Annotated in this window: 23 protein-coding genes; 16 read left to right on the top strand and 7 right to left on the bottom strand. The window is 57.1% G+C overall.

Annotated elements, in window-relative coordinates; translation table 11 throughout:
• The first annotated feature begins 88 nt into the window (after positions 1-88).
• From HV766_RS15925 to imm2, 10 genes are all read left to right on the top strand, one after another.
• Positions 89-4,417 (top strand): hemagglutinin repeat-containing protein, encoded by a 4,329-nt coding sequence (locus HV766_RS15925; protein WP_217472156.1) that lies wholly within the window; start codon positions 89-91, stop codon positions 4,415-4,417.
• Positions 4,414-4,962: a DUF6990 domain-containing protein gene (locus tag HV766_RS15920; RefSeq protein WP_175181474.1), complete on the top strand. Its 549-nt coding sequence runs from the start codon at positions 4,414-4,416 to the stop codon at positions 4,960-4,962. The genes HV766_RS15925 and HV766_RS15920 overlap by 4 nt, the downstream gene beginning before the upstream one ends.
• 643 nt (positions 4,963-5,605) lie before the next feature.
• Positions 5,606-6,100, top strand: coding sequence for a DUF2247 family protein (locus HV766_RS15915; protein WP_175181473.1), 495 nt, complete (start codon positions 5,606-5,608; stop codon positions 6,098-6,100).
• 521 nt (positions 6,101-6,621) lie between these two features.
• Complete coding sequence (locus tag HV766_RS15910; protein ID WP_175181472.1) at positions 6,622-7,152, top strand: SMI1/KNR4 family protein; 531 nt, start codon at positions 6,622-6,624, stop codon at positions 7,150-7,152.
• Between the two features lie 77 nt (positions 7,153-7,229).
• Positions 7,230-7,349: a ribonuclease domain-containing protein gene (locus tag HV766_RS30350; protein WP_175181505.1), complete on the top strand. Its 120-nt coding sequence runs from the start codon at positions 7,230-7,232 to the stop codon at positions 7,347-7,349.
• 107 nt (positions 7,350-7,456) lie between these two features.
• The gene (locus tag HV766_RS30345) at positions 7,457-7,744 is read left to right on the top strand and encodes a barstar family protein (RefSeq protein ID WP_175181504.1); all 288 of its coding nucleotides are present in this window, start codon (positions 7,457-7,459) and stop codon (positions 7,742-7,744) included.
• 213 nt (positions 7,745-7,957) lie between these two features.
• Complete coding sequence (locus tag HV766_RS15895) at positions 7,958-10,966, top strand: hemagglutinin repeat-containing protein (protein ID WP_175181471.1); 3,009 nt, start codon at positions 7,958-7,960, stop codon at positions 10,964-10,966.
• Positions 10,967-10,968: 2 nt separating this feature from the next.
• Complete coding sequence (locus tag HV766_RS15890; protein WP_175181470.1) at positions 10,969-11,241, top strand: hypothetical protein; 273 nt, start codon at positions 10,969-10,971, stop codon at positions 11,239-11,241.
• A 506-nt stretch (positions 11,242-11,747) separates the two neighbouring features.
• Positions 11,748-12,020 carry a colicin immunity domain-containing protein gene (locus HV766_RS15880; protein ID WP_175181468.1) on the top strand — a complete coding sequence of 91 codons (273 nt, stop codon included), beginning with the start codon at positions 11,748-11,750 and terminating at the stop codon, positions 12,018-12,020.
• A gap of 455 nt (positions 12,021-12,475) precedes the next feature.
• Positions 12,476-12,844, top strand: a complete 369-nt coding sequence (gene imm2 / locus HV766_RS15875; RefSeq protein WP_175181467.1) for an Imm2 family immunity protein — start codon at positions 12,476-12,478, stop codon at positions 12,842-12,844.
• A gap of 215 nt (positions 12,845-13,059) precedes the next feature.
• On the opposite strand, the gene HV766_RS15870 is transcribed toward imm2, so the two are convergent.
• Genes HV766_RS15870 through HV766_RS15860 form a run of 3 tightly spaced genes read right to left on the bottom strand, consistent with a single transcriptional unit; the run spans position 13,060 to position 14,242 of the window.
• Positions 13,060-13,302, bottom strand: a complete 243-nt coding sequence (locus tag HV766_RS15870) for an integrase core domain-containing protein (protein ID WP_175161521.1) — start codon at positions 13,300-13,302, stop codon at positions 13,060-13,062.
• Complete coding sequence (locus tag HV766_RS15865; protein WP_254593325.1) at positions 13,269-13,913, bottom strand: IS3 family transposase; 645 nt, start codon at positions 13,911-13,913, stop codon at positions 13,269-13,271. The genes HV766_RS15870 and HV766_RS15865 overlap by 34 nt, the downstream gene beginning before the upstream one ends.
• Positions 13,910-14,242 carry a transposase gene (locus HV766_RS15860; protein ID WP_175181466.1) on the bottom strand — a complete coding sequence of 111 codons (333 nt, stop codon included), beginning with the start codon at positions 14,240-14,242 and terminating at the stop codon, positions 13,910-13,912. The genes HV766_RS15865 and HV766_RS15860 overlap by 4 nt, the downstream gene beginning before the upstream one ends.
• A gap of 251 nt (positions 14,243-14,493) precedes the next feature.
• Here HV766_RS15860 and HV766_RS15855 point away from each other — a divergent pair, with 251 nt between their 5' ends.
• Positions 14,494-14,817, top strand: coding sequence for a hypothetical protein (locus tag HV766_RS15855; RefSeq protein WP_175181465.1), 324 nt, complete (start codon positions 14,494-14,496; stop codon positions 14,815-14,817).
• A gap of 609 nt (positions 14,818-15,426) precedes the next feature.
• Positions 15,427-16,251: a class I SAM-dependent methyltransferase gene (locus tag HV766_RS15850; protein ID WP_254593324.1), complete on the top strand. Its 825-nt coding sequence runs from the start codon at positions 15,427-15,429 to the stop codon at positions 16,249-16,251.
• 77 nt (positions 16,252-16,328) lie between these two features.
• Here the strand turns inward: HV766_RS15850 and HV766_RS15845 are convergent, their stop codons facing one another.
• Positions 16,329-16,592 (bottom strand): hypothetical protein, encoded by a 264-nt coding sequence (locus HV766_RS15845; RefSeq protein WP_175181464.1) that lies wholly within the window; start codon positions 16,590-16,592, stop codon positions 16,329-16,331.
• Here HV766_RS15845 and HV766_RS15840 point away from each other — a divergent pair.
• The 3 genes from HV766_RS15840 to HV766_RS15830 all read left to right on the top strand — a co-directional run bounded on the left by HV766_RS15840 (position 16,591) and on the right by HV766_RS15830 (position 18,078).
• On the top strand, positions 16,591-17,253 hold the full coding sequence (locus HV766_RS15840) for a methyltransferase domain-containing protein (RefSeq protein WP_175181463.1): 663 nt from the start codon (positions 16,591-16,593) through the stop codon (positions 17,251-17,253). The genes HV766_RS15845 and HV766_RS15840 overlap by 2 nt on opposite strands.
• A gap of 127 nt (positions 17,254-17,380) precedes the next feature.
• A complete protein-coding gene (locus HV766_RS15835; protein ID WP_175181462.1) occupies positions 17,381-17,689 on the top strand; it encodes a DUF4148 domain-containing protein in 309 nt (102 codons plus the stop codon).
• Between the two features lie 26 nt (positions 17,690-17,715).
• Positions 17,716-18,078, top strand: coding sequence for a winged helix-turn-helix domain-containing protein (locus HV766_RS15830; protein WP_088158210.1), 363 nt, complete (start codon positions 17,716-17,718; stop codon positions 18,076-18,078).
• A 150-nt stretch (positions 18,079-18,228) separates the two neighbouring features.
• Here the strand turns inward: HV766_RS15830 and HV766_RS15825 are convergent, their stop codons facing one another.
• Entirely contained in the window at positions 18,229-19,386 is a 1,158-nt protein-coding gene (locus HV766_RS15825; RefSeq protein ID WP_175181461.1) for a porin, read from the bottom strand.
• Between the two features lie 191 nt (positions 19,387-19,577).
• Positions 19,578-20,051, bottom strand: a complete 474-nt coding sequence (locus tag HV766_RS15820; RefSeq protein WP_054452588.1) for an Lrp/AsnC family transcriptional regulator — start codon at positions 20,049-20,051, stop codon at positions 19,578-19,580.
• 108 nt (positions 20,052-20,159) lie between these two features.
• Between HV766_RS15820 and HV766_RS15815 the strand changes: the two genes are divergently transcribed.
• Complete coding sequence (locus HV766_RS15815) at positions 20,160-21,644, top strand: aminotransferase class V-fold PLP-dependent enzyme (protein ID WP_175181460.1); 1,485 nt, start codon at positions 20,160-20,162, stop codon at positions 21,642-21,644.
• A 28-nt stretch (positions 21,645-21,672) separates the two neighbouring features.
• On the opposite strand, the gene HV766_RS15810 is transcribed toward HV766_RS15815, so the two are convergent.
• On the bottom strand, positions 21,673-22,032 hold the full coding sequence (locus HV766_RS15810) for a hypothetical protein (RefSeq protein WP_054452577.1): 360 nt from the start codon (positions 22,030-22,032) through the stop codon (positions 21,673-21,675).
• Between the last annotated feature and the right edge of the window lie 15 nt (positions 22,033-22,047).

Genomic DNA, 22,047 nt, shown 5'->3' with positions numbered 1-22,047 from the left:
TGGACTAAATTTTCCATAGCTGAGAATTTAGTCTGACACGTTTCTTCACGGCGCCGGTTCGGGCGACGGTTTCTATGAACAGAAGCTCGTGTCCGACCAGATCCTGGCCACCACCGGCCAGCGCTTCCTCGACAAGTACAGCGATAACGACAGCCAGTACAAGGCCCTGCTCGCCGCCGGCGCGCAATTCGCCCGCGACAACGGCGTCCAGCTCGGCGTCGCGCTGACCGAGGCGCAACAGCGCCAACTGACCACCGACCTGGTCTGGCTGGTCGAACAGACCGTCACGCTGCCCGACGGCACCACCGAGACCGTGCTGGTCCCGCAGGTCTACCTGCTGGTGCGCGAAGGCGACCTGAAGGGCGACGGCACTCTCATGGCCGGCCGCAACGTCAAGCTGGAGGCCGAAGGCGACATCGTCAACAGCGGCACCATCGGCGCGCGCGAAGCCACCGTCATGACCGCCGGCAACATCGTCAACCAGGGCGGCGGGCTGATCCAGGGTTCCACCGTCGACCTCGCCGCGCGCGAGGACCTGACCAACCTGGTGTCGCTGATCAAGGGCGACAACGTCGCCCTGAAGGCCGGGAACGACATCGCCCTGACGTCCACCGCGGCGTCCGAGAACTTCGGCAGCACCTGGGGCACGCACGTCAGCGGCGTGGCCCGCGTCGATGCCGGCAACCTCAACATGCAGGCCGGCCGCGATATCACGCTGACCGCGGCGCAAGTCTCGGTCAAGGATGATGCGCGCCTGCAGGCCGGGCGCGATATCGCGCTGGAGACGCTGACTGAAAGTCATGGCGAAACGCTGGTCCTGAACAAGAATAACCGCCACGACCTGAGCACCAGCGCCGAAGTCGGCTCGACCCTCGCTGCGGGCGGCAACCTTACGCTGGTCGCGGGGCAGGACGTCAACGCGCGTGCGGCCGAAGTCACCGCCGGCAAGCAACTCGCCGTGGGCGCGGGGCGCGACATCAACCTGGTCGCCGGCGTGGAAACCGGTTCGGCCTATGACGAGGTCCGCTACAAGACCAAGAGCTTCCTGTCTTCCAAGACCACGCACACCATTACCTCCAACGATTGGGAACAGGCCAAGGGTTCGACCTTTACCGGCGACACAGCGGTGTTGATGGCGGGGCGGGACCTGAACGTGGTGGGGTCGAACGTCGCCGCGCAGAAGGACCTGGTCATGTCCGCCGAGCGCGACGTGAACATCCTGCCCGGCCAGAACGCCGAGGACAGCTACAACTACAAGATGGTCAAGAAGTCCGGCTTCGGTGCGATGGGCGGCATCAGCTACGGCAGCAGCAAGCAGACCGACTGGATCGACGGCAAGAAGATTTTCAACACCGCCAGCACGGTGGGCAGCGTTGAAGGCGATGTGCTGATCAAGGCCGGTGAGGCACTGAACATCACGGGCAGCAACCTCCTGGCGCGCCAGGGCGACATGACGCTGATCGGCAAGGAGGTGAACATCGCCGCGGCGCTCGATACCGCGCGCGAGAAGGAGTTCCATGAGATCAAGCAGACCGGGTTGACGCTCACCGCCAGCAACCCCTTGGTCAGTGCCGTGCAGACCGGCGCGCGCATGGCCGACGCGGCAGGCAAGACGGACAACACCGTCATGAAGGGTCTCGCCGGGGTAACCACCGGCATCGCGGGCGTCAACGCCTACGACGCCGTCCGCAAGTCCGCCCTGGCCGCCCAAGCGGCGGAGTTGGCCGAGCCTGGTTCTAGCAACAAGATCGACCAGGTGGGCGGTATCAGCATCAAGCTCAGCCTGGGTACCAGCAAGAGCACCAGCACCACTGATCGCAGCTCGTCCAACGCCTATGGCTCGACCGTCACTGCGGGCAAGGACTTGACCATCGTTGCGGAAGGCGCGGGCAAGGACTCCGACATCACAGTTACGGGCTCGAACGTGTCGGCGGGCAACAATGTGGTGCTCAAGGCCGAAGGCGACATCGTGTTGCAGGCCGCGCGCAACGCCTTCGAACAGAAGACCGAAAGCAAGAGCAGCAGCGGCAGCATCGGCATCGGCTTCTCGACTGGCGGCGAGCGCAACGGCTTCACGTTGGAACTGGGCGCCTCGGTTGGCCGGGGTTCGGCCAACGGCAAGGACGAAAGCTGGACCAACAGCCATGTCACGGCAGGCAACGTGCTGGCGATTCAGTCGGGCGGGGACACCACGCTCAAGGGCGCGACGGGGGAGGCGGATCGCATCATCGCGTCCGTGGGCGGCAACCTTCTGCTGGAGAGCCTGCAGGACAGCAGCAAGTACGACTCCAAGAACAAGAGCGCCGGCTTCGGGCTGAGCCTGTGCATACCGCCGTTCTGCGCCGGGGCCAGTAGTTTCTCGGCCAACGCCAGCACCGGCAAGATGAACAGCAACTTCAAGTCCGTCATGGAGCAGACGGGCTTGCGGGCGGGCGACGGCGGCTTCCAGATCGACGTCAAGAACAACACCACCCTGATCGGCAGCGTTATCGCCAGCAGCGACCAGGCCGTGGCGGAGGGGCTGAACAAGCTCGACACCGGCACGCTGATCACAGAGAGCATCAAGAACAGCGCCAAGTACAGCGGCGGCCAGGTCTCGATAGGCGGGGGCTTCGGCTTCGGCGGACCCAAGGGAGCGGATTCCGGCCTAGGGACCACCAAGGACGGCCAAGTGGCAGGCGGCGCCAGCAAGGACCATGCCACGTCCATCGCCACCGGCAGCAGCGGCTTCGGCATGGGCACGCCCATCGTCGTGGCCGCCAAGGGCAGCGGCAACTCGACCACGCAAAGCGCCATCAGCGGCGGCACGGTCGTGATTCGTGACGTGGCTGCGCAGCAGGATCTGAGCGGGATGACGGCGGCGGAAACGATCGCGGCGTTGAACCGGGATACCTCGGATACCTTGAATGCGCTGAAGCCGATTTTTGATAAGGAGAAGATCGAGGCGGGGTTTGAGATTGCGTCGGAAGCCCAGCGGCAGGTGGGGCAGTTTTTGACGAATCGGGCGAAGGAGGCGAAGGCGCTCTCTGATGAGTTGACCGCTGAATTGAAGAAGCCCGGCGGAGGGGACTCCGCACGTATTGCCCGGCTGACTGATGATCTGGGCGATGCTGCAAAGTGGGAGCCCGGCGGCCAATACCGTCTGATCGCCACCGCGATTCTGGGCGGTGTGACAGGCAATGTTACCGGTGGTGTTTCTGATGTGGCGAAAGCCAGCGCAGTCAACTACCTCCAGGGGTTGACCGCGCAGCAGGTCAAACTGTACTCCGATGCGTTGGGTGGCGGTGCGGAAGCACAAGCTGCACGCGCTGCGCTGCACACGCTGGTGGGATGTGCTGGAGGCTCGGCACGCGGTGATGGTTGCGGGGCTTCCGCGCTAGGCGCGGGAGCTGCCTCAGTGGTGAACGCCTTGTTGGATGCCGCCAGCGGCAAGTCTGGTTCGGCCTTGTCACCGGAAGACAAGGAGGCTCGTAGCAATCTGGTGTCCTCGCTGTTGGCAGGCGTCGCTGTTGGGCTGGGAGCGGATGCGAGTGCGGTGGTTAACAGCGGCAGACTGGAAACCGAGAACAACGCGGTAGCGACCCTGCTCAAGCGTGGTGGTATGGCGGCGCTAGGGGCTTGCTTCCGGTCACCGGCATGCGAAGAGAAGGTGATCGGGCCAGTTGCATTCGCAGCGATCACAGCGATGACCGCAGACCTGATCGGCAAGACGCCTGGCTTGTCGGAGGACCAAGCGCTGTTGTTGGCGGTTGTTCAGTACATCGCCACCGGCGGCGAACCCCAGAGCATTCCAGGGAAACCCGGAGACCCGGTGCCACCGGTGGGCGTGCCGCCTGGTGGTGGTGTGGGAACAGTGCCGGATACGCAGTTGCCTGGTAAGTCGGGGGATGTGCCTGAGATTGGTGGGGTGCCGGGGCAGGAGAATAAGGGGCCGTCGGGGCGGACTACGACCGTAACGCCGATGCCAGATAAAATCGGGCCGGGGTTGATATTCTCCGAGGGCGAGGGAGAGGCCATTGGAGGCGCGGGTGCTTCGAGAATCACTATTAGAGATCATTATGACCACCACTTAGACATGGTGGATGATGTCAAGGATCAACTAGTTAAGCAGGGTTATAGTGTTAGTGAGAGAGAGATCTCTTTTGGAAACTCATGCGGGGTCGTTGGTCGTTGCAGACCGGATATCGTGGCAAGAGCTCCTGATGGTGGGATAAAAATTATCGAAATAAAGACAGGGAATGCGGACTTAAGTATTAGGCAGTCTGAGATCTTCCCGCAGATAGAGAATGGGAATTCTATCCCCCGAGGCCAGGTGGCGAGGGAGTTCGGACTGATTCCCGGAATACCACTTAAAGACCAAGGCTATCCTAATGGTATTCCAGTCGAACCGCTGCGTTTTCCCGGAGCTAAGAAATGACAGAGATTGAAATTACTTCAATTCTTGAAAAATGTGGATGGAGTTGCAAACCTGACGAGGTGGGCGATCATTTTTGTGTGCTGGATTTCGGCGATAAGATGATCCGGATATTTCCAACGATTCGCAAGCGATCTGATCATCTTAGAGTTACGTTCATGCCGTCGATATCTTGCAAGCCGTTTTCACAAGCAGTCTCGCGTATTTTTGGGGAAAATATTGAATATGAGCCGATTGTAGTTAGAAATAGTCCGCCAAGAAAAATGTTGGAATTATCAACTGGCGATGTGTTGGGGTTGGCTGAAGAGGCTATCTCCTGGGCTGACGCCGAGAGTCTTGAATCTGGGCTGGCAATATATAGAAGTTTGCCAACGGATGCCAAGGGCGCTATGCCGCTTCGCCATTTGGCAGCCCTAGCAATGGCGCGCGAAGTGGATATTCTCGTGTCCTATAGAGATAGCTTCGAAAGAGGTAATCGACTTGGCTTTGTTCTGTATGTAACTACAGAAATGCTTGATAGAGCGATTCTGATTGCTAGGGAAAAATAAAAGTTGGAAGGTGCAGGGAATAAGATGTTAGACCCTGCATGAAAATAAGGTAGTCAGACTACATCTTCCAGCGTTGAAAGTTTTATCTATAACCTATTTTCGAAAGATGTTAGGGGGCGCGAAAATAAGGTGTCAGACTACATTTTCAATATTCCGCGCGTCTCCGGCTCTTGGCAGGAAACTAGGCCTTGATTTCCGCTTGCGGGAGAAAAAAAGGTGTCAGACTGAGCTAGCCCGTAGATGAAATAAGGTGTCATGACCTGCCCCCCTAGTTAGTACGAAATCGATGTAGAGTTCGTTCACAAAGGAACGGGAAAAAAATAAGGTGTCAGACTACATTTTCAATATTCTGCGCGTCTCCGGCTCTTGGCAGGAAACTAGGCCCTGATTTCCGCTTGCGGGAGAAAAAAAAGGTGTCAGACTGAGCTAGCCCGTAGATGGGAAAAGGTGTCAGACTACATTTTCAATAATCGAAAATTTGGTCTGGCACCTTTTTTTCTCAAGGGCGCGACCAAAAAGGTGTCAGACTACATTTTTCACACCTGACAATGTGGTCTGACACCTATTTTTTAATACCTGAGGGGAAAATAACGGGAACGCCAAATCAGGTTCCATCTAGGCTGCCAAAATAATGGGGCGAGTTGTGGATATTAAGTTGGATAGTAATTTTTGTCTTGAAGAAGCGCCCTGGATGCAATGGGGCGACATAAAATATGGGTTGGAGCGCGGTTTCTTGAGTCCTCGTGGCGCCGTTCAGTATGCTGTTAAAAATCTTGCCGTAGATTCTTCTGCTGAACATTATGAGTTAGCCTGCTTGGCCGGTGATGACGTAAATGTGGTGATGCAGCACGTTAGTAATCTTGCTTCAGAATTCCCGAGAGATATCGAGCGAGAGGAAAAGGTATGGATTTTCTTGATTTTTCTTTGGGTATTTAGAAATAGGAATTCATATCGAGATCCCTTGAGGGTCGTTGAGGAGTTGTACGCAGATTTTGGTTATCCTGTGTCTGTCTCTTCTTTTGTCAGATATATGCCGACGGCAAATGCTTCTCTCGAAGGGGATGAGTGGCTTTTTAAAAACTGGTCCGACATGTTGGACGTGCTTAGAAGGGAACTTCAGGTTAAGGGAACGAAATGAAACGTTGCTCAGAAAAAAAGAAGTCGGGCTGCGAAAAAGATCTCACGAAAAGGGTGTCACGAAAGGAAAAACAAAATAAGGTGTCAGACTACATTTTCCACACCCGAAAATGTAGTCTGACACCTTTTTTCTGACTTGCTAGCATGTTGCAGGTATATCTAACTTAACCCGGTGCGAGCGCACATGGCAGCACACGCAGCAGACTATCCATGGTCGAGCTATAGAGGTCGTATGGGGATGGCCGAAGGTGGAGTGCTGGAACCGCATCCCTTGTATCTGGCACTGGGGTGTTCGGAGGATGAGCGCCGAGCTGTTTATCGCAGCTACGTGGAATCAGCGATGCCCACTGAAGAAATTGAGCGCATTCGACAGTCGACCCAGTCAGGAAACCCGCTTGGGTCGGAAGAGTATTGTGCGGGTTTGGAGCATGGCCTGCATCGGCAGGTGGTTACCCGACGGCGCGGGCGGCCAGCGAAAATTGTAGTCTGACACTGAGGTTTCCTAAGTGGGGTGAAGTAGGAATGATAAATAAGCTGATTAGCCTTCTCCCGCCACCCTCTCCGCGAGCCTTTGACAAGGCCGCTTGGACGAATCTTGAAACTGAGGAGAACCTGCGACTGCCCAATGATTTTAAAGAATTTATTTCAATTTATGGATGCAGGGCGATAGACGATTTTGTGTGGGTGCTAGATCCTTTTTCAAAAAATTCAAATTTGAATTATGAGAAAAGTAAATGCTTTGTAGGCGCGTACGCTGTAATGCGGCAGGAGTTTTTATCGGACTATCCAAGGCCAGACTATCCCGCGGAAGGTTCTTTTCTTCCTTGGGCAGTGACAGATAATGGAGAAACTTTTGTTTGGTTGGTTGATGGAGAGCCAGATTCATGGAAAGTTGCTATTCATAGCTCCGACCAAGGGGAAGAAGAGATCTACAATTGTGGCTGTGTTGAGTTTCTTTTAAGGCTTCTTGGTAAGGATATTTCGTCAAAAGTTCTACCTGGTCAATTCCCGTCTGCTGATCTAGATAAGCATTTTTTTAAAGCTGCTGATTAGGTCAAAAAGCGACTGGCGCGGTAGGGCGGATTCAAAATAAGGTGTCAGACTACGTTTTTCAAACCTGAAAATGTAGTCTGACACCTTTACTACCGGGCATTGCAGGGCCTGGGCCTCAGCGAATAGTCGTAGGGAAAGGCGGCGAAATGTATTACACCGCCGACCACTACAAAACCTTCATCCAAATAAAAAATTAAGGTCTGTTGAAAATGTCGCCATTCTTGTTTTTAGAAATTTCACCTTCATATGACACGACCGAGGTTTTTTATGTTCGCATTGATCCCATTATTGAGACTACAGAGGAATTGAGGAATTAATAAAAGCACTGTATTATCTACTTTGGTTTCCGGGATACTTTGGATTCAACTGGGATGCCTTGTATGACTGTTTAAGAGATCTCAGCTGGATTCCGTGTCAAAAAATCGTCCTTGTGCATGAGTCCCTGCCGCGACTGCCAATCGACGATCTACAGGTATATCTTGAGATTTTGCGTGACTCGGTCCTTGATTGGGTCGATGACGATAGGCACGAGATAGAAGTAGTGTTCAGAACTATTGATAGAAGTGTGGTCGAAAGTCTGCTGAAAAATTAGGTTGGGTCGTTGGTAAAAAAGCTGCATGGATATAAGGTGTCAGCCTGAGTTGACCCGGATTTCTCGGACATTTTGGTTAAGGCACGGAGGCCTCGACCTGGGCAGGGGTTCGATAACCTAGCCCCTGGTGGATTCGCTGGAGAAATAAGGTGTCAAACTAAATTTTTCACACCGGAAAATGTAGTCTGACACCTTTATTTCCTCACGGTGGGCGTGCGCAGCAGCAGCGGCAGTCTGGATGAACGCAGCAGCACGCCCAGCGCCGCAGGCAGCACGATCACGAGTCGGCAGGGCGACGTCTCCATCATCGCCCAAGATGACTTGTTGATACGTGGTAGCGACATTCGCGCGGGCCGCGACATGTTGTTGGGTGGGCAGACTGTCACGATTGACGGCAGCTACGACACCAGCGTCTATCGCCGATTCCAGGAGACCAGTCAGATCGGCGTGACTGTCAGCGCCAGCAATCCGGTTATCAGCGCGGTGCAGAGCACCAACCGCATGCGCGAGGCAGCCCAGGAAAGCAACAATGGGCGCTTGCAGGCCATCGCCGCCGTCGCGGCGGGCCTCGCGGCGAAGAACGCATACGACGCCGTGGCCAAGGATCCCGCCAGGGCAGGCGGCATCAGCCTCAACGTGGACCTGGGCGCCAGCAGCGCCAGTCAGACCAGCACTGGACAAAGCAGCACCGCCAGCGGCGCAGCCATTGCAGCCGGCCGTGACCTGACGATCATTGCGGCAGGCAAAGGCGAGCAATCCGACATTATCGTGGCCGGCTCTGACCTCGCGGCTGGACGCAACGTGCTGTTGGACGCGCAAGGCGATCTGCTGCTCATCGCGCAGCAGAACACGTCCAGCCAGAAAACCGACGGCAAGAGCAGCAACGCCAGCATAGGCGTGGGCTTCTCCCTGGGCGGAAGCCAGCAAGGCTTCAGCATCAACCTCGGGGCGGGCGGCAGCAAGAGCAAGTCCGATGGACAAGCCTCCACCTGGAACAACACCCACGTCCAGGCCGGGAACACGCTGACCATGAACTCCGGCGGCGACACCGTGCTGCGCGGCGCGCAGGCAAGCGGCGATCGCATCCTGGCAACCGTGGGCGGCAATCTGCTCGTCGAGAGCCTGCAGGACATCAATAGCTTCACTGCTCGTGACCGCAGCGTAGGCGTGCAGGTCAGCCTGTGCATTCCGCCCATCTGCTATGGCGCCAGCTCGGTAAGCGGCAACTATGGCAAGACCAACATCGACAGCAAGTACGCCAGCGTCACCGAACAGACCGGGCTATGGGCGGGCGATGGCGGCTTCCAACTGGACGTTGCCAAGAACACCGGCCTGATCGGCGGAGTGATCGCCAGCAGCGACAAGGCTGTAGCCGACGCCAGGAACGTCTTGATCACCGGCACGCTGACCAGCCGCGACATCGAGAACCGAGCCCGCTATGAAGGCCAGTCCCTGCAATTGGGCGGGGGCGTGAGCTTTGGCGGCGGTAAGGAGGACGGCAAGGACAAGAACAACGTCGGCACGGATGGCAAGGGCGATGCCGCGGGCGGCTCCAAGGCGACGCCGAATTCGAACCTGCCTGCCATCAACGGCGTCAGCGCGGTCCCGCCTGTGCCGATGGGCGCCAAGGGCGAATCCAACTCCACGACGCTCAGCGGCATCAGTGGCGGCAAGATCGTCATACGCGACGAGACCGGTCAGAAGGTGCAGACGGGCCAGACGGCAGCAGAGGCAATCGCTAGCCTGAATCGCGACACCAAGGACACGCTGAACAGCCTGGATCCGATCTTTGACGAGAAGGAAGTGGGGGCGGGCTTCGAGATCGTGGGAGAGACTGGACGCCAGGTGGGGCAGTTTTTGGCGAACCGGGCGGAGGAGCTGAAGGACGCGAAGGCGCGTTCAGAGGACGCTTCGTTGCCTTACTCCGAGCGAATTCGGGCCGCTCAAGAATATGCGGAGCTGGAAAGCAACTGGGGCTCTCAGGGGACGTATCGTCAATTGAGCACGGTCATTCTCGGGGCCATCAGCGGCAACGTGACGGCAGGTACTGCGCAGGTTGTCCAATCCGCTGCGGTCAACTATCTGCAAACCTTGGGCGCGGTCAAGATCAAGGAGATCAGTAGCGCGTTGGGCGGGGAGGGCTCGGTTGGACACATGGCCCTTCACACGTTGTTGGGTTGCGCTGGTGCCGCCGCTCAGGGTTCGGCGTGCGGCGCCGGCGGCGCGGGGGCGCTGTCTGGTGTAGTCCTTAGCAAGTTGCTGGAGAGCGCGGAGGGCGATAAAGCCAACGATCTGTCTCCAGAAGATGCACAAGCACGCGTCAATCTGATCAGCAGCATCGTCGCGGGTATCGCAGCCTCGATTGATCCATCGTCTGCAGTGTCGGCGGAGGTCGCTGCCCGTATAGAGGCTGAAAACAACAGCCTCTACCGCAACCGCGACAAGGTTGCTCGTCTGAAGGCCGAACTCGTTGGGCGTTTGGAGGCGGCTTGCGGTGATAGCAATAGCTGCCTGCAAGCGGGATGGGCGGAAGCGGATCGTATGGCGGCGGCGTATGACGAAGTCATAACGCTCACCCACTACCCAGACTTGACCAAGGAGAAAGCGGACGCGCTTGCTCAAGCCGTTTTGGATCTGGCTCCAGGGGTGTCAAACGCAAGTTCGCTGTACGAGCTTGTGACTGGGAAGACGGCGACTGGGGATGAGGCGAATCGGTATTTTGCGTCGATTGGCTTGGTGCCGGTAGTTGGCGGCATGCTTAAGAAGGGCGGCCAGGCGGTTCACGTGTTTGCCGAAGTGGAAAAATCCCTTGATGTAGGGAGGGTGGCGGGAGGTGGTGCAAAAGCAATCGATGATTCTGCCGCCTATACAAAGTGGTGGGACAATATTGCTCAACCTAGGACTCTAACTGATAGAGAGGCTAGGGCTTGGTACTTATCTAAAGAGGCAGAAATTCCCAGTCGAATTGATGCAGGACTGTCGCTGGAAGATCAGGCTAAGCAGGCGTTTGCCATGAGGAATGATTTAAGGTCTACAGCTAGAGAGTTAATGTCTAACAGAGATTTGGCAGACTCTTTGAATAAGAGTGATCCCAATAGAACGTGGTCGGAGATCACTAATAAATACTCGTCACAAGGTCTTTCTGGGGATGATTTGTGGCGCAAAATTATCGAAAAATCCCAGTCATCTAGAGAAAGCGTGAATAATGGGTTGGGGATGTGAACATGAATCGTTTTTCTGAGTCTAGTTCCGAGCTTGGTAATTTTGTCTATTTTAATGAGTATGAGGAAGAAAGATTTGAGGAGTTTGTTGGTGTTGTTTTGAAAAAACTAAATGCAGAGGAAATAAAGCGTGAGCAAGGTCCTTACTCAATTCTAGTTACTATTGAATATGCAGGGCATAGGCTTGTTTTGACAAGCGGCTCATTCGAAGGATGCTACATTTCTATAGATAAAAGTGAGGCATGGTTAGCGAAAGAAATTATAGAGTTGTTTTGACTTAACTAGTTGGTTCAAAGGCGACAGGCACTGCTGGAGACGTTGCTGGTACGGGCGCTCAAAAGAGGTGCGCGAGCAACTGGAATTCCAGCAGGCGTTTGGTCAGTAGGGGATGCAGATTGGGATATAAGGTGTCAGACTAAATTTTCCGAATGTGAAAGTGTCGCCTGACACCCTTTTTAATCTGCAGGAAGCAGCTATCCGACACTCGCCAGGCCAAGTCCAAATGCCCCAAGCAACGTAATTCTTGGCGAACTCGACTCACTTGGTCGACCTACGGGAGTTACAGCAGTCCTCAGGGAGAGTTCATTGGGAAGCGGTTCGAGTGCTGAAAAAAAGGTGTCAGACTGACACCTTTATTCGGTAGTCTGACACCTTTATTCCCACTTTAATTCGACCGCCAACAACGCTGTTGTGCTCGATGCGTCAGGGAATTTTGTGACGGGCTTTAAGCTCTCGCCGGGAACTCAGCAGTTTGAAAACTCTATTAAAAATGGAGTTCTGCGATGAGTCTCACTATCCTCGAGTTTGCAAGATCGTATGTAGCAGGAAGACTGAAAGCCAAAGTTTTTTCTGAAGCTTATATTGAGCTTTGGAAAATTGAACGAGATAGCAATGTCCTTCAGCTCGATGAGCCTTCGTTGAGCGAGTGTTTGTCCAGTATTTTTTGTGCTGCGGATATGTACGAACCAGACGAATCTAGGGAAGAATATGAATTTGACGGTGAGGCGCTTAGAGCCGAAGTCGCGGGCTTGCTGCAAAAAATAGTCGCTGATTAGCTGGTTCAATATAAATAAGGTGTCAGACTCTGAGGTTTCCCCACGAATTTCTGGGGAAATGCATTCTGAATCAATGGCCTGTTACACGGGGCGGACTCAAGCTTTTAGCTTGTAGATGATCAGGGCGTGCATGGTGCCAGTCCTATACCCTTCATCGGGCGACCAAACCGTTTGAAGGAAGACAGGCCATGCACGCAGTCGGAGTATTGCAGAAACTGCTTCAGGACTCGATCCCCAGCCTACATTTGAACCGGCTCAACGCCTTGATAAGCACGGTGCGGAGTGCAATGACAACACGGCGGTTGACGCTCAGTGGACTAAAAAAGGTGTCAGACTACATTTTCCACAGCCGAAAATGTAGTCTGACACCTTTTTTGAAAGCAAAACATTCAAATGTTACAGTCAGTATCTTTGATAACCAGGGGGGGTATGCTCTGCCCGCCGAGGAAGACCCCATGACGGAAGAACGCGTAACTTATGGTGAAATCCGTGCTTGGTTTCTGGGCAGCTATTATAGCTATTGCAGAGTCAAGCTAAGTCATAAAAGTCCGTGGGGGGCGGGTGAAAGCGAAGCTGGCTATGCCTATAGCGAGCTTGAAAACTCCTTTGATATGCCAATTGAAAAGTTAATGCTGGAGGTTTTAACTCTGGTTCTTTTAGCAGGAAGGTCTTCGAGGGCGGTTGAGAAATATCATCTCGATATTATCTCTGAGTTGTTCAAGGAGATTGATATCTCCTCTGCTTTGAAGGGCTTGCCTCCTGATGAGGCTGCAGAGCTAAGAGCTGATCTTGAGGCTTTAGATTTGTATTGGTTTCGAAGATAGAGATAAGAAATGGTGTCGAACTCTGAGTTTTCCCAACGGAATTCTGGGGAAATGTATTCTGAATCAATGGCTTGTTGCACGGGGCGGACTCAAGCTTTTAGCTTGTAGATGATCAGGGCGTGCATGGTGCCGGCCTTATACGCTTCATCAGGCGACCAAACCGTTTGGATATAAGGTGTCAGACTGAGCTGACCCGGATTTCTCGGACAGTTTGGTTAAGGCACGGAGGCCTCGACCTGGGCAGGGGTTCGATAACCTAGCCCCTGGTGGATTCGCTGGCGGTTATAGAAGACCTCAATGTAGTTAAAGATCGCCAGCCGCGCATGCTCCCTGCTGTGGAAGACCTTGTGATGCGTTAATTCGTTCTTTAAGTTGCTGAAGAAGCTCTCTGCGACGGCATTATCGTAGGGATCTCCCTTGGCGCTCATGCTGATGATGATGCCGTGGTCCTTAAGCATGCCTCGGTACTCTGCCGAACTGTACTGCGCACCGCGATCGCTGTGGTGCAAAGTCCAGGATCGGGACGGCGCCGGGCTAGGGCCATTTGAAGTGCATGGACCAACAACCTGCGGTCGGCCTTCTCGGCCATGCTCCAGCCGATCACCGACCGAGAGTAGAGATCCAGCAGTACGGCCAGATATAGCCAGCCTGTCCGTGTTGGTACAACCGTTATGTCGCCCACCCAGACTTTATTGGGACATTGCACGGTGAACTGACGTTGCAGGCGGTTCGGGGCTGGCCCCAGCAGCGAATGCTTCTCCAGCCGACGAAACCGCTGCTTGCGCAGCGCCTCGATGCCGGCCTGGCGTCGCAGTCTTGCGACGCGATGCTTGCCGCACGCCACGCCGTTGGCGTTAAGCGCGCGCCAGGTCTTTTCCGCGCCATACGCTTGCCGGCAGGTCTGATGGGTCTGCTCGATGGCCGCGAGCAGCTTGACGTCCTCTTGCTGCCTTGCCGAGGGTTCACGACGTTGCCAGTCGTAATATCCGCTGCGGCTGACGTGCAAGGCCCGGCATAACCGAGCGACCCGGAACTGCTGCTGATGAGCCTGCACAAAGGCGTACCTCACGGCAGTTCCCGCGCAAAGTACGCTGCCGCTTTTTTTAGGATATCGCGCTCTTCGGTGACCTCGGCCAACTGACGCTTGAGGCGCTGAATCTCGGTCTGCTCGTCGGTGCGAGCCTTGCCTTTACCGGGAAATGAGACGTCTGGGCCGTGTGTCGCCAGCTCTTTCTTCCATCGGTAAATAATCGACCGCTTCACGCCCAGCATCAGCGATAGTTGCGTGCCGCTGACCTTGCCTTCCTCCAGTTGTCTGACCGCCTCGATCTTGAAGTCTCGACTGTGATACTGGCGTTTGGCTTCAAGCGGCTTGCCTTCGGGTTTGGATTTATCCATGGGACACCTCCTTCAAGTATTGTCTACTTCTTCGGGTGTCCGGAAAACCCGGGTTAGCTCAGTCTGACACCTTTATTGGTGCGTAGCGGTGGTTCTCGTACAGGTCCTCTAAGTGCTAGAGACTTGCAAGCTCTTGGGCTAAGAGATTTAGCAAGTAAGCTGAGTACACAGGCGGACCGTGAAGTTAACTTTATGATTTATGACTCTGTTGCAACAGCTGCAAGTCGTTCTCCAAGTGTGGTTCTTCCGAAATGAACAATGCATATGATCTATATGGTGCCAAAGATATAAGCCTTCTGCTGGCAAGAAGTCGTATTGAGGAAGTTTTTGGGATTTCTTTTGAGGAAAGAAATAGCACCTATCATGGCGGTGATTACTACATGTTCGGTAGTAATGATTCGGAAAATTTTGTTCTGAAGATGAATCTTGATCCATTTGATGAGGAGCCAGTTGAACAGGGTTTTCCGGATTACCCGGTTTTGCTCTACATAAATGCTACTGATCGATCCTCTGATATAGAGGAAGCTATCAAGAAGAGTGATTGCTTTAAACGACTCAGGCACGAAGTCTTCTAGATATATATAAATAGCCCCGGCGCAGCCGGGGCTATTTATTTCTGCCGCTGTAATTCCCTACCGCCCAAATCGCCGCCGTTCATGCGTCGGCTCGACCATCGCGGCGGGCGGCAACCTTACGCTGGTCGCGGGACGCGACATCAACCTGGTCGCCGGGATGGAAACCGGTTCGGCCTACGACGAGGTCCGCTACAAGACCAAGAGCTTCCTGTGGTCCAAGTGACCTCCTCCCTAAAAGTTGGACAGTTGATAACTGGAAAATTCCGGGCGCGCGTCACTTTTTTTCGGGACGGAAAAATCCAAAAAACAAACCCAAAACATTAAGAATCGCCCTGACCAGCCGTTAGCTATCAATAGAAGACGCGTAGCCTCAGGCTCCCTCCTGAGCCGCTACGACGCAGGAATCCTATCCCAGCGCAGCGCAACGGGGCGATGCACTGGGACAGCGCCGGCAAATTGATTCATCAGACTGCTGCCTATCGAGCAGCCCGGCCAGGACTCTTTCCCTCGGGACGTGTGCATCTCCATGGTTTGGACGGACACGGCGTGACCTGCCGCCACCAAAGTGGCGATCGGGTCTGATAGCTCTTCGAACAAGAAAATTCAGGCTTGTCAAGGCTGCGTTTCGATAGCCATCAGGCAAGCCAAGGAAGAATTCGACCAAAGAACAGACCTCACAAAAAACAAGTGGGGCTGGCGGCCCGCGGGAGGGCCGTTTCGGCACTTGGTGCCATACGGGTTTGTTTTGAAGTTCTGGAGGATCATGAAGTTCGTCAAAAAATACCTTACGCGTTCAAGCGCGCCGTTTTCCGCGCGTCTCCGGCTCTTGCCAGGAAACTAGGCCTTGATTTCCGCTTGCGGGTGCCTAGCCGGATGTTCATGGAGCAAGAGGTCTTCGATTACGTCAATCAACATTTCCGGCGCGGCGCGGCGGCTCCGGCGGCGAGATGCCTTTTCATCGGTCTGGACAAGCACAACTGGCACTATGACCGGCTGCTGGATCTCGACTTCTATTCCATAGACTTGAATCCGCGCAACGCGGCCTATGGCCCGCCCAACAGGCACGTGGTGGGTTCGGCGACCGAATTGTCTTCCTACTATTCTCCGAACAGCTTCGACGTGGTCTTCGCCAATGGGCTTATCGGTTTCGGGCTGGATACGGAGGAAGCATTCAATCAACTGATGTTTGAATGCCATCGTGTCCTCACCAGCGATGGGATGCTGGTGCTGGGCTATAACGACAAGCCTGACCGCCTGGGTTTCAAGGTTGAGCAGGCCGCGGGTTTTCAAGTCTTCAAGACGTTTGAGCCCGGCATAGCGGGAATGACGGGCGCGAGCCACGTCGTAGCGGATGGGTTCAAGCATCGCTATGTGTTCTTGCGGCCTCGGCGCCTGGGGCTGGGTGAACTGGGCATGGACCTGGCGGCGGCATAGCTGGGGACGGCCGCTCAGAGCCGCCCGCTATTCCGAAAACGTAATCCCGCTATTGGCTTTCTGTCTGCATCGCCTGTCTAAAAAGTGTCCGACGAAATTCTCTTCAGCTGAAAATTCAGTCGGGCACTTTTTTTTGGAAATTCACGCGTCATGGCGGGCTGGATTCCAGCATCGCCATGTTTTTCTGTGGCCGCGCCACAAGAAAAAGTAATTACCAATTCAGAAAAACTCCGGATAAAGAATCTCTCCCAAAAATAAAATTTGAAAGCGCGACGGCTGGCCGGCGGGAATGCCGGTAGCAGGTCTGGCGTTTTTCGGGTTTTTGAGATCTTGGGGATCATGAGGTTCGTTAAAAAAATAGCTTACGCGCTGAAGCGCGCTGTTTTCCGGGTTTCTCCGGGCCTTTTGAGAATGTTGGGCGCCGATTTCCGGCTGCGGGTGCCCAGCAGGATGTTCATGGAGCAAGAGGTCTTCGACTACGTCAATGAGCATTTCCGGCGCGGCATCGCGGCTCCAGCGGCCAGATGTCTTTTCATCGGGCTGGATAAGCACAACTGGCACTACGACCGGCTGCTGGATCTGGATTTCTATTCGATAGACCTGAATCCGCGCAACGCCGCGTACGGTCAGCCCAACAGGCACGTGGTGGGTTCCGCGACTGAGCTGTCTACCTACTATCCGCCCCATAGCTTTGACGTGGTGTTCGCCAATGGGCTGATCGGCTTCGGCCTGGATACGGAAGAAGCATTCAATCAGCTGATGTTTGAATGCCATCGTGTCCTGGCCGACGATGGAATGCTGGTGCTTGGCTACAACGACAAACCGGAGCGCCTGAGTTTCGTGGTCGAGCAGGCCAAGGGGTTTCAGGTTTTCAAGACATTCGAGCCCGGTATCGCGGGGACGACGGGCGCGCGCCACGTCGTGGCGGATGGATTCCAGCATTGCTATGTGTTCTTGAGGCCGCGGCGCCTGGGATTCGCTGAGCAGGGCCTGGCTTGGTAGCGGCATCGCGGGCCACGCGTCCGCGGTCCGCCATTTCAAAAACGTAATCCCGCTATCCGCTTTCTGTCTGCATCGCCTTCCTAGAATTTGATCGTGCAGTCCCCTCCACGATACATAGGAAACAAGCATGCAGATGATCCGCAAAGCCGCATTGATCCTGGCGCTGTCGGCCGCCGCCACCGGCACGGCGCTGGCGCAGTCCGCGCCGCCGCCCGCTGGTTTGGCCAACCCCAATGGTCCGTCGTTGACGCGCGCCGAAGTGCTGGCCGACCTGGCGCTATGGAAGCGCGCGGGCGTGGACCGCTTCTGGCGTGGCGAAGAGACGCCGGACATCTACAGTCCGGAGTACAAGGCGGCATTTACGGAGTACTTCCGCCTGCGTTCGGGGCCGGAGTACCAGGCTGAAGTGCAACGCCAGAACGCGTCGCGGCGATAGCCGCCCGCGGGGCAGGAGCGCCCGGCGTGGCTGAATCCTCCGTGATCAATCCCCCCGAGTCCAGTCCCAGGTTGCAGCTTGCCGATCTGGAGCTGGACTTGTTGCGTTGCCGCGCCTACCGCGACCGGCAGTTCCTGCCGCTCACGCCCAAGGAATTCGGTTTGCTGGCTTTTCTGATGCAGCGGCCCGGGGTCGTGTGCGTGGGATGGGAGCTGGCCGAGCAGGTCTGGAAAATGAAGCTGCATATCCACGACAAGCGTAATTTCAAGTCGCATGCGGTCGCGGTCACGATGCGCAGGTTGCGCAAGAAGATCGATGCAGGGCCGGGGCCCAAGCTGCTGCATACGATACGGGGCGGCAGCTATATGCTGGCGGCGGGTCCGATGTGATCGGCACAAGTCTTCATGCGCGGCCGGCAGCCGCGCGGCGTCAGAAAAAACGCGCGCCAAAACGGCGCGCGGCGATCATCTGGCCTTCCCTTCGCGGAGGAGGGCGCAATCAAGGGATTCCCTGCATACAGCGTTTTGTGAATGCTGGCGCTAGAACCGGTGGCGGATGCCCATGTTCACTTCGGTCGCCTTGACGTTGTCCAGGAACGCCCAGTTGGTGGTGTAGGACGCCACCGCATACAGATCGGTCCGTTTGGACAGGTTGTAGTTGTAGCCCAGGCTGTAGGTGTTGCTGGTGGCGTCGCCGCCCGTGAGCAGCTTGTTGTTGGCATCGGCGCGCTGCCACGATGCGAACGCGCCGCCGGATCTGCCGACCGGGGCGGCCAGCGCCAGCATGTAGGCGTTGGAGCGGAAGCCCTTGACGAATGCGTAGGACGGGGTGCCGGTGAAGCCGCCGATGCTGCCGCCATTGGGGAAGCCTTTGCCCGCGAACCAGCCGTCGCTCATGCGGTTGTAGGCCAGGGCGACCTTGACGACCTCGAAGTCGTAGGAGCCGCCGACAATGTAGGAGCGCGGCGTGGCGTCGGTCTGGCTTGGGCTCAGCTTGTTCGAGGCATTGAGCTGGTCATAGGTGGCAAAGCCCATCACGGGGCCGTTGTCGTAGCGCAGGCCGGCCGTGATGGCGCGGGTGTTGTCGGCGGTGGCGAAGCCTGTCTGGGCCAGGCGGCGGTCGTCGGCGTTGAAGGCATAGCCGACGGCGCCCTTGAAGCCGCCCATCGACGGGGTTTCATAGACGACCAGGTTGTCGTAGCGCACGAAGTAGGCCGAGCTGAAGCCCAGGCCCGCGCCGGTGTTCAACTGATTGAAGCCGCCGCCGAACGACGAGCCGAACATGCCGGTGAAGTAGCGCGCGGCGACGTTGTATTGCCGGCCCAGGCGGACTTCGCCCCAGTCGGCGCTGCCCAGGCCCACGGTGGCTTCGCGGCCGAACAGGCGGCCGCCTTGCAGCGAGTTGCCGTTGCGGCTGTCGTAGCCGGACTCCAGCTGGAAGAGCGCATACAGGCCGTCGCCCAAGTCTTCCTTGCCGCGCAGGCCCCAGCGCGAACCCGCGGTGGTGCCGGTGGTGGACCCGATGCGGCTGCTGTCGACGCGGGTGCGGCTGCCGGTGGCGGGATCGGTGTAGGCGCCATCGACGTTGGCGTAGCCGATGCCGGTGTCGATAAGGCCATAGAGCGTGACGGAAGAGGGCTGCGCATAGGCGGCGCCAGACAGTGCCGTGGCGGCCGCCGCGGCGTATAGCTTTTTCATGGGGACTCCGTGAGCGGGGAAGATCGATATGCGTCATACCGACCGGAAGCCACGGAAACCATGTCTTCTGGCGGATTGGCAGGGCCAGTGTGCAGGCCGTCGCCCGACAATCCGCAGTCATTGGAATTACAAATCCGATCGTCCCGGCGTCACGGTTCTGTCATGTCCGCATGGGTCGTACCCCGCCTGCCTTATCCCTCCAATCCCCCCAGATCCGGAGGCCGGTTCTCGATGATGGCCTCCATGCTGAAGAACCCGGTCACCGTGGAAAGCTCGAAATCCGTGATCAGCTTCTGGTAGAAGCGGTCGTACCCGGCCATGCCGCGGCAGACCACCTTGATCAGGTAATCCCAGTCGCCGCCGATGCGATAGAACTCCGTGACTTCGGGCAGGCGTTCCACATGTTGGCGAAAGCCGTCAGCCCAGGCCTTGGCGTGATGGCTGGTGCGGATCATCACGAAGACCGTCAGGTCCAGTCCCAGTTCGACCAGATTGACCTCGGCCCGGGTGCCGCGAATGATGCCGCAGGCGTTCAAGCGCTGCAGCCTGCGCCAGCAGGCGTTTTGCGACAGGCCGACGCGATCGGCCAGCTCGCGTTGCGACAGCGCGCCGTCCTTTTGCAGGCAGGAGATGATATTCAGATCAAATTTATCTATTTTTTCCATTTAAAAGATCAAATGACCCAATTTATGAGGTTTTTGGCAAAATTTAGGTGAGGTTTCAAATTTCTTTCCATCGTATGATATTTCGGTGTGCCCAGGAACATCCCCGACATGAATACGCCTACCAAAACGACCCCCGCCAAGATCACTCCGTTGCAGCAATTCCAGGAAAGCCTGAAGACGGACGACGTGGCCGCGGCGCTGGCCGAGGGGCTGATCGGCAAGGATGCGGTGGTCGAGGGGCCCTATGGCATCAAGCCGCTGGTGTACGCCGACTACGTTGCGTCCGGCCGGGCGCTGATGCAGGTCGAGCGTTTCATTCTTGAGCAGGTGCTGCCGTACTACGCCAACTCGCATACCGAGGCGTCATACTGCGGCGGTTTCATTACCCGCCTGCGCCGCGAGGCGCGCGCGGCGATTGCGCGGTGCTGCGGCGCGAGCGATGAGCATGCCGTGATTTTTGCGGGGTCTGGCGCGACGGCGGGGATCAACCGGCTGGTGCATCTGTTCGGCGTGCGCGAGGCCATCGCCGCGGGCCGCAAGGTGCGCATCATCATCGGCCCCTACGAACACCATTCCAACATCCTGCCGTGGCGCGAATGCGGCGCTGAAGTCGTCGAGCTGGCGGAAAGCCCGGAAGGCGGCCCCGAGCTGGCCCAGCTGGACGCGGCGCTGCAAGCCGGGAAGGGCGCGCTGGTCGTCTGCGCGCTGTCGGCGGCTTCGAACGTGACGGGCATCGTGGCGGACGTGGCGGCAGTGACCCGGCGCGTCAAGGCCGCGGGCGCGAAGATGCTGTGGGACTACGCAGGTGGTGCGCCTTATCTGACGATGCGGATGACGCCTGCTGCCGACGCGGCGATCGACGCGATTGTTTTCTCGCCGCACAAGTTCATCGGCGGCCCGGGCGCCTCGGGCGTGCTAATCGTGCGCCGCGACGCGGTGCTGGACACCAAGCCCACCTGGCCCGGCGGCGGCACGGTGCGCTTTGTTTCGCCCGCGGGCCACGACTACAGCGGCAGCCTGGAAGCGCGCGAGGAAGCGGGCACGCCCAATGTGGTGGGCGATATCCGCGCGGCGCTGGTGCTGCTTGTGAAGGAAGCGCTGGGCGCCGATTTCATGCGCCAACGCAATCAACACTTCGTACAGCGCGCGCTGGCCAGATGGCAGGGCGCTGCGCAGTTGGAACTGCTGGGTTCGCTGACGGCGGCCCGTTTGCCGATCTTCTCGTTCCGGGTGCGCAACGGCCGCGGCGGCTTCGTGCACCAGCAACTGGTGACGCGCATGCTGAGCGACCGCTTCGGCATCCAGGCGCGCGGCGGTTGCGCCTGCGCGGGACCCTACGTGCATCGCCTGCTGGATATCGACGCTGAAGAATCGCAGCAGATGCGCCAGGCCATCCTGGACGGCCGCGAGATGGAAAAGCCGGGCTTCATCCGGCTGAACTTCAGCGTGCTGCTGCCAGACGAGAAGGCCGATTTCATCCTGGATTCGGTGCTGGCGCTGGCCGCGGATGCGACCGAGTTCGAGCACCGCTACGGCTTCGATCCAAGCCGGGCCATCTTCTTCCCGCACAGCGCTGAGAAGCAGGCCGCCTGAGCCGCGCGCCCGCCGGCTGGCGGGCCGCTCAATCCTTCATCTGCAGGCCGCAGGTTCTGATCCATGCGGCCTTTTTGTCGGCCAGTTCCTCGGACGCGTCGCTCAGCGCGCGCGCCATCTTCGCCGGAAACTCGACCCCCTTGCGGCGGCAGGCCTCGAAGTCGTCGACCAGGGCGTAGCGCGCATCCAGCAGGTCCAGCCGGCCCTGGCACAGCTCGCGATTCAATTGCAGATCGTTGGATGCTTCGCGCGTGCGCTGCACGTCCTGCGCGCGGTCGATGCGCGCCTGCTCTGCCTGGACCTGCGCAACGCAGTCTTGCGCGACGGCGGGGGCGCTGGCGGCGCAGAGGAGCAGGACGGCGAGGGAGCGTCGGTCAAGAGCGGCCATGCGGGGATACCTTGG

Source organism: Achromobacter aegrifaciens (assembly GCF_902859735.1).
GTDB classification, from domain to species: domain Bacteria; phylum Pseudomonadota; class Gammaproteobacteria; order Burkholderiales; family Burkholderiaceae_B; genus Achromobacter; species Achromobacter aegrifaciens.
Note: the sequence above shows the minus strand (reverse complement) of the source record. Positions and strands in the feature narration are given on the sequence as shown.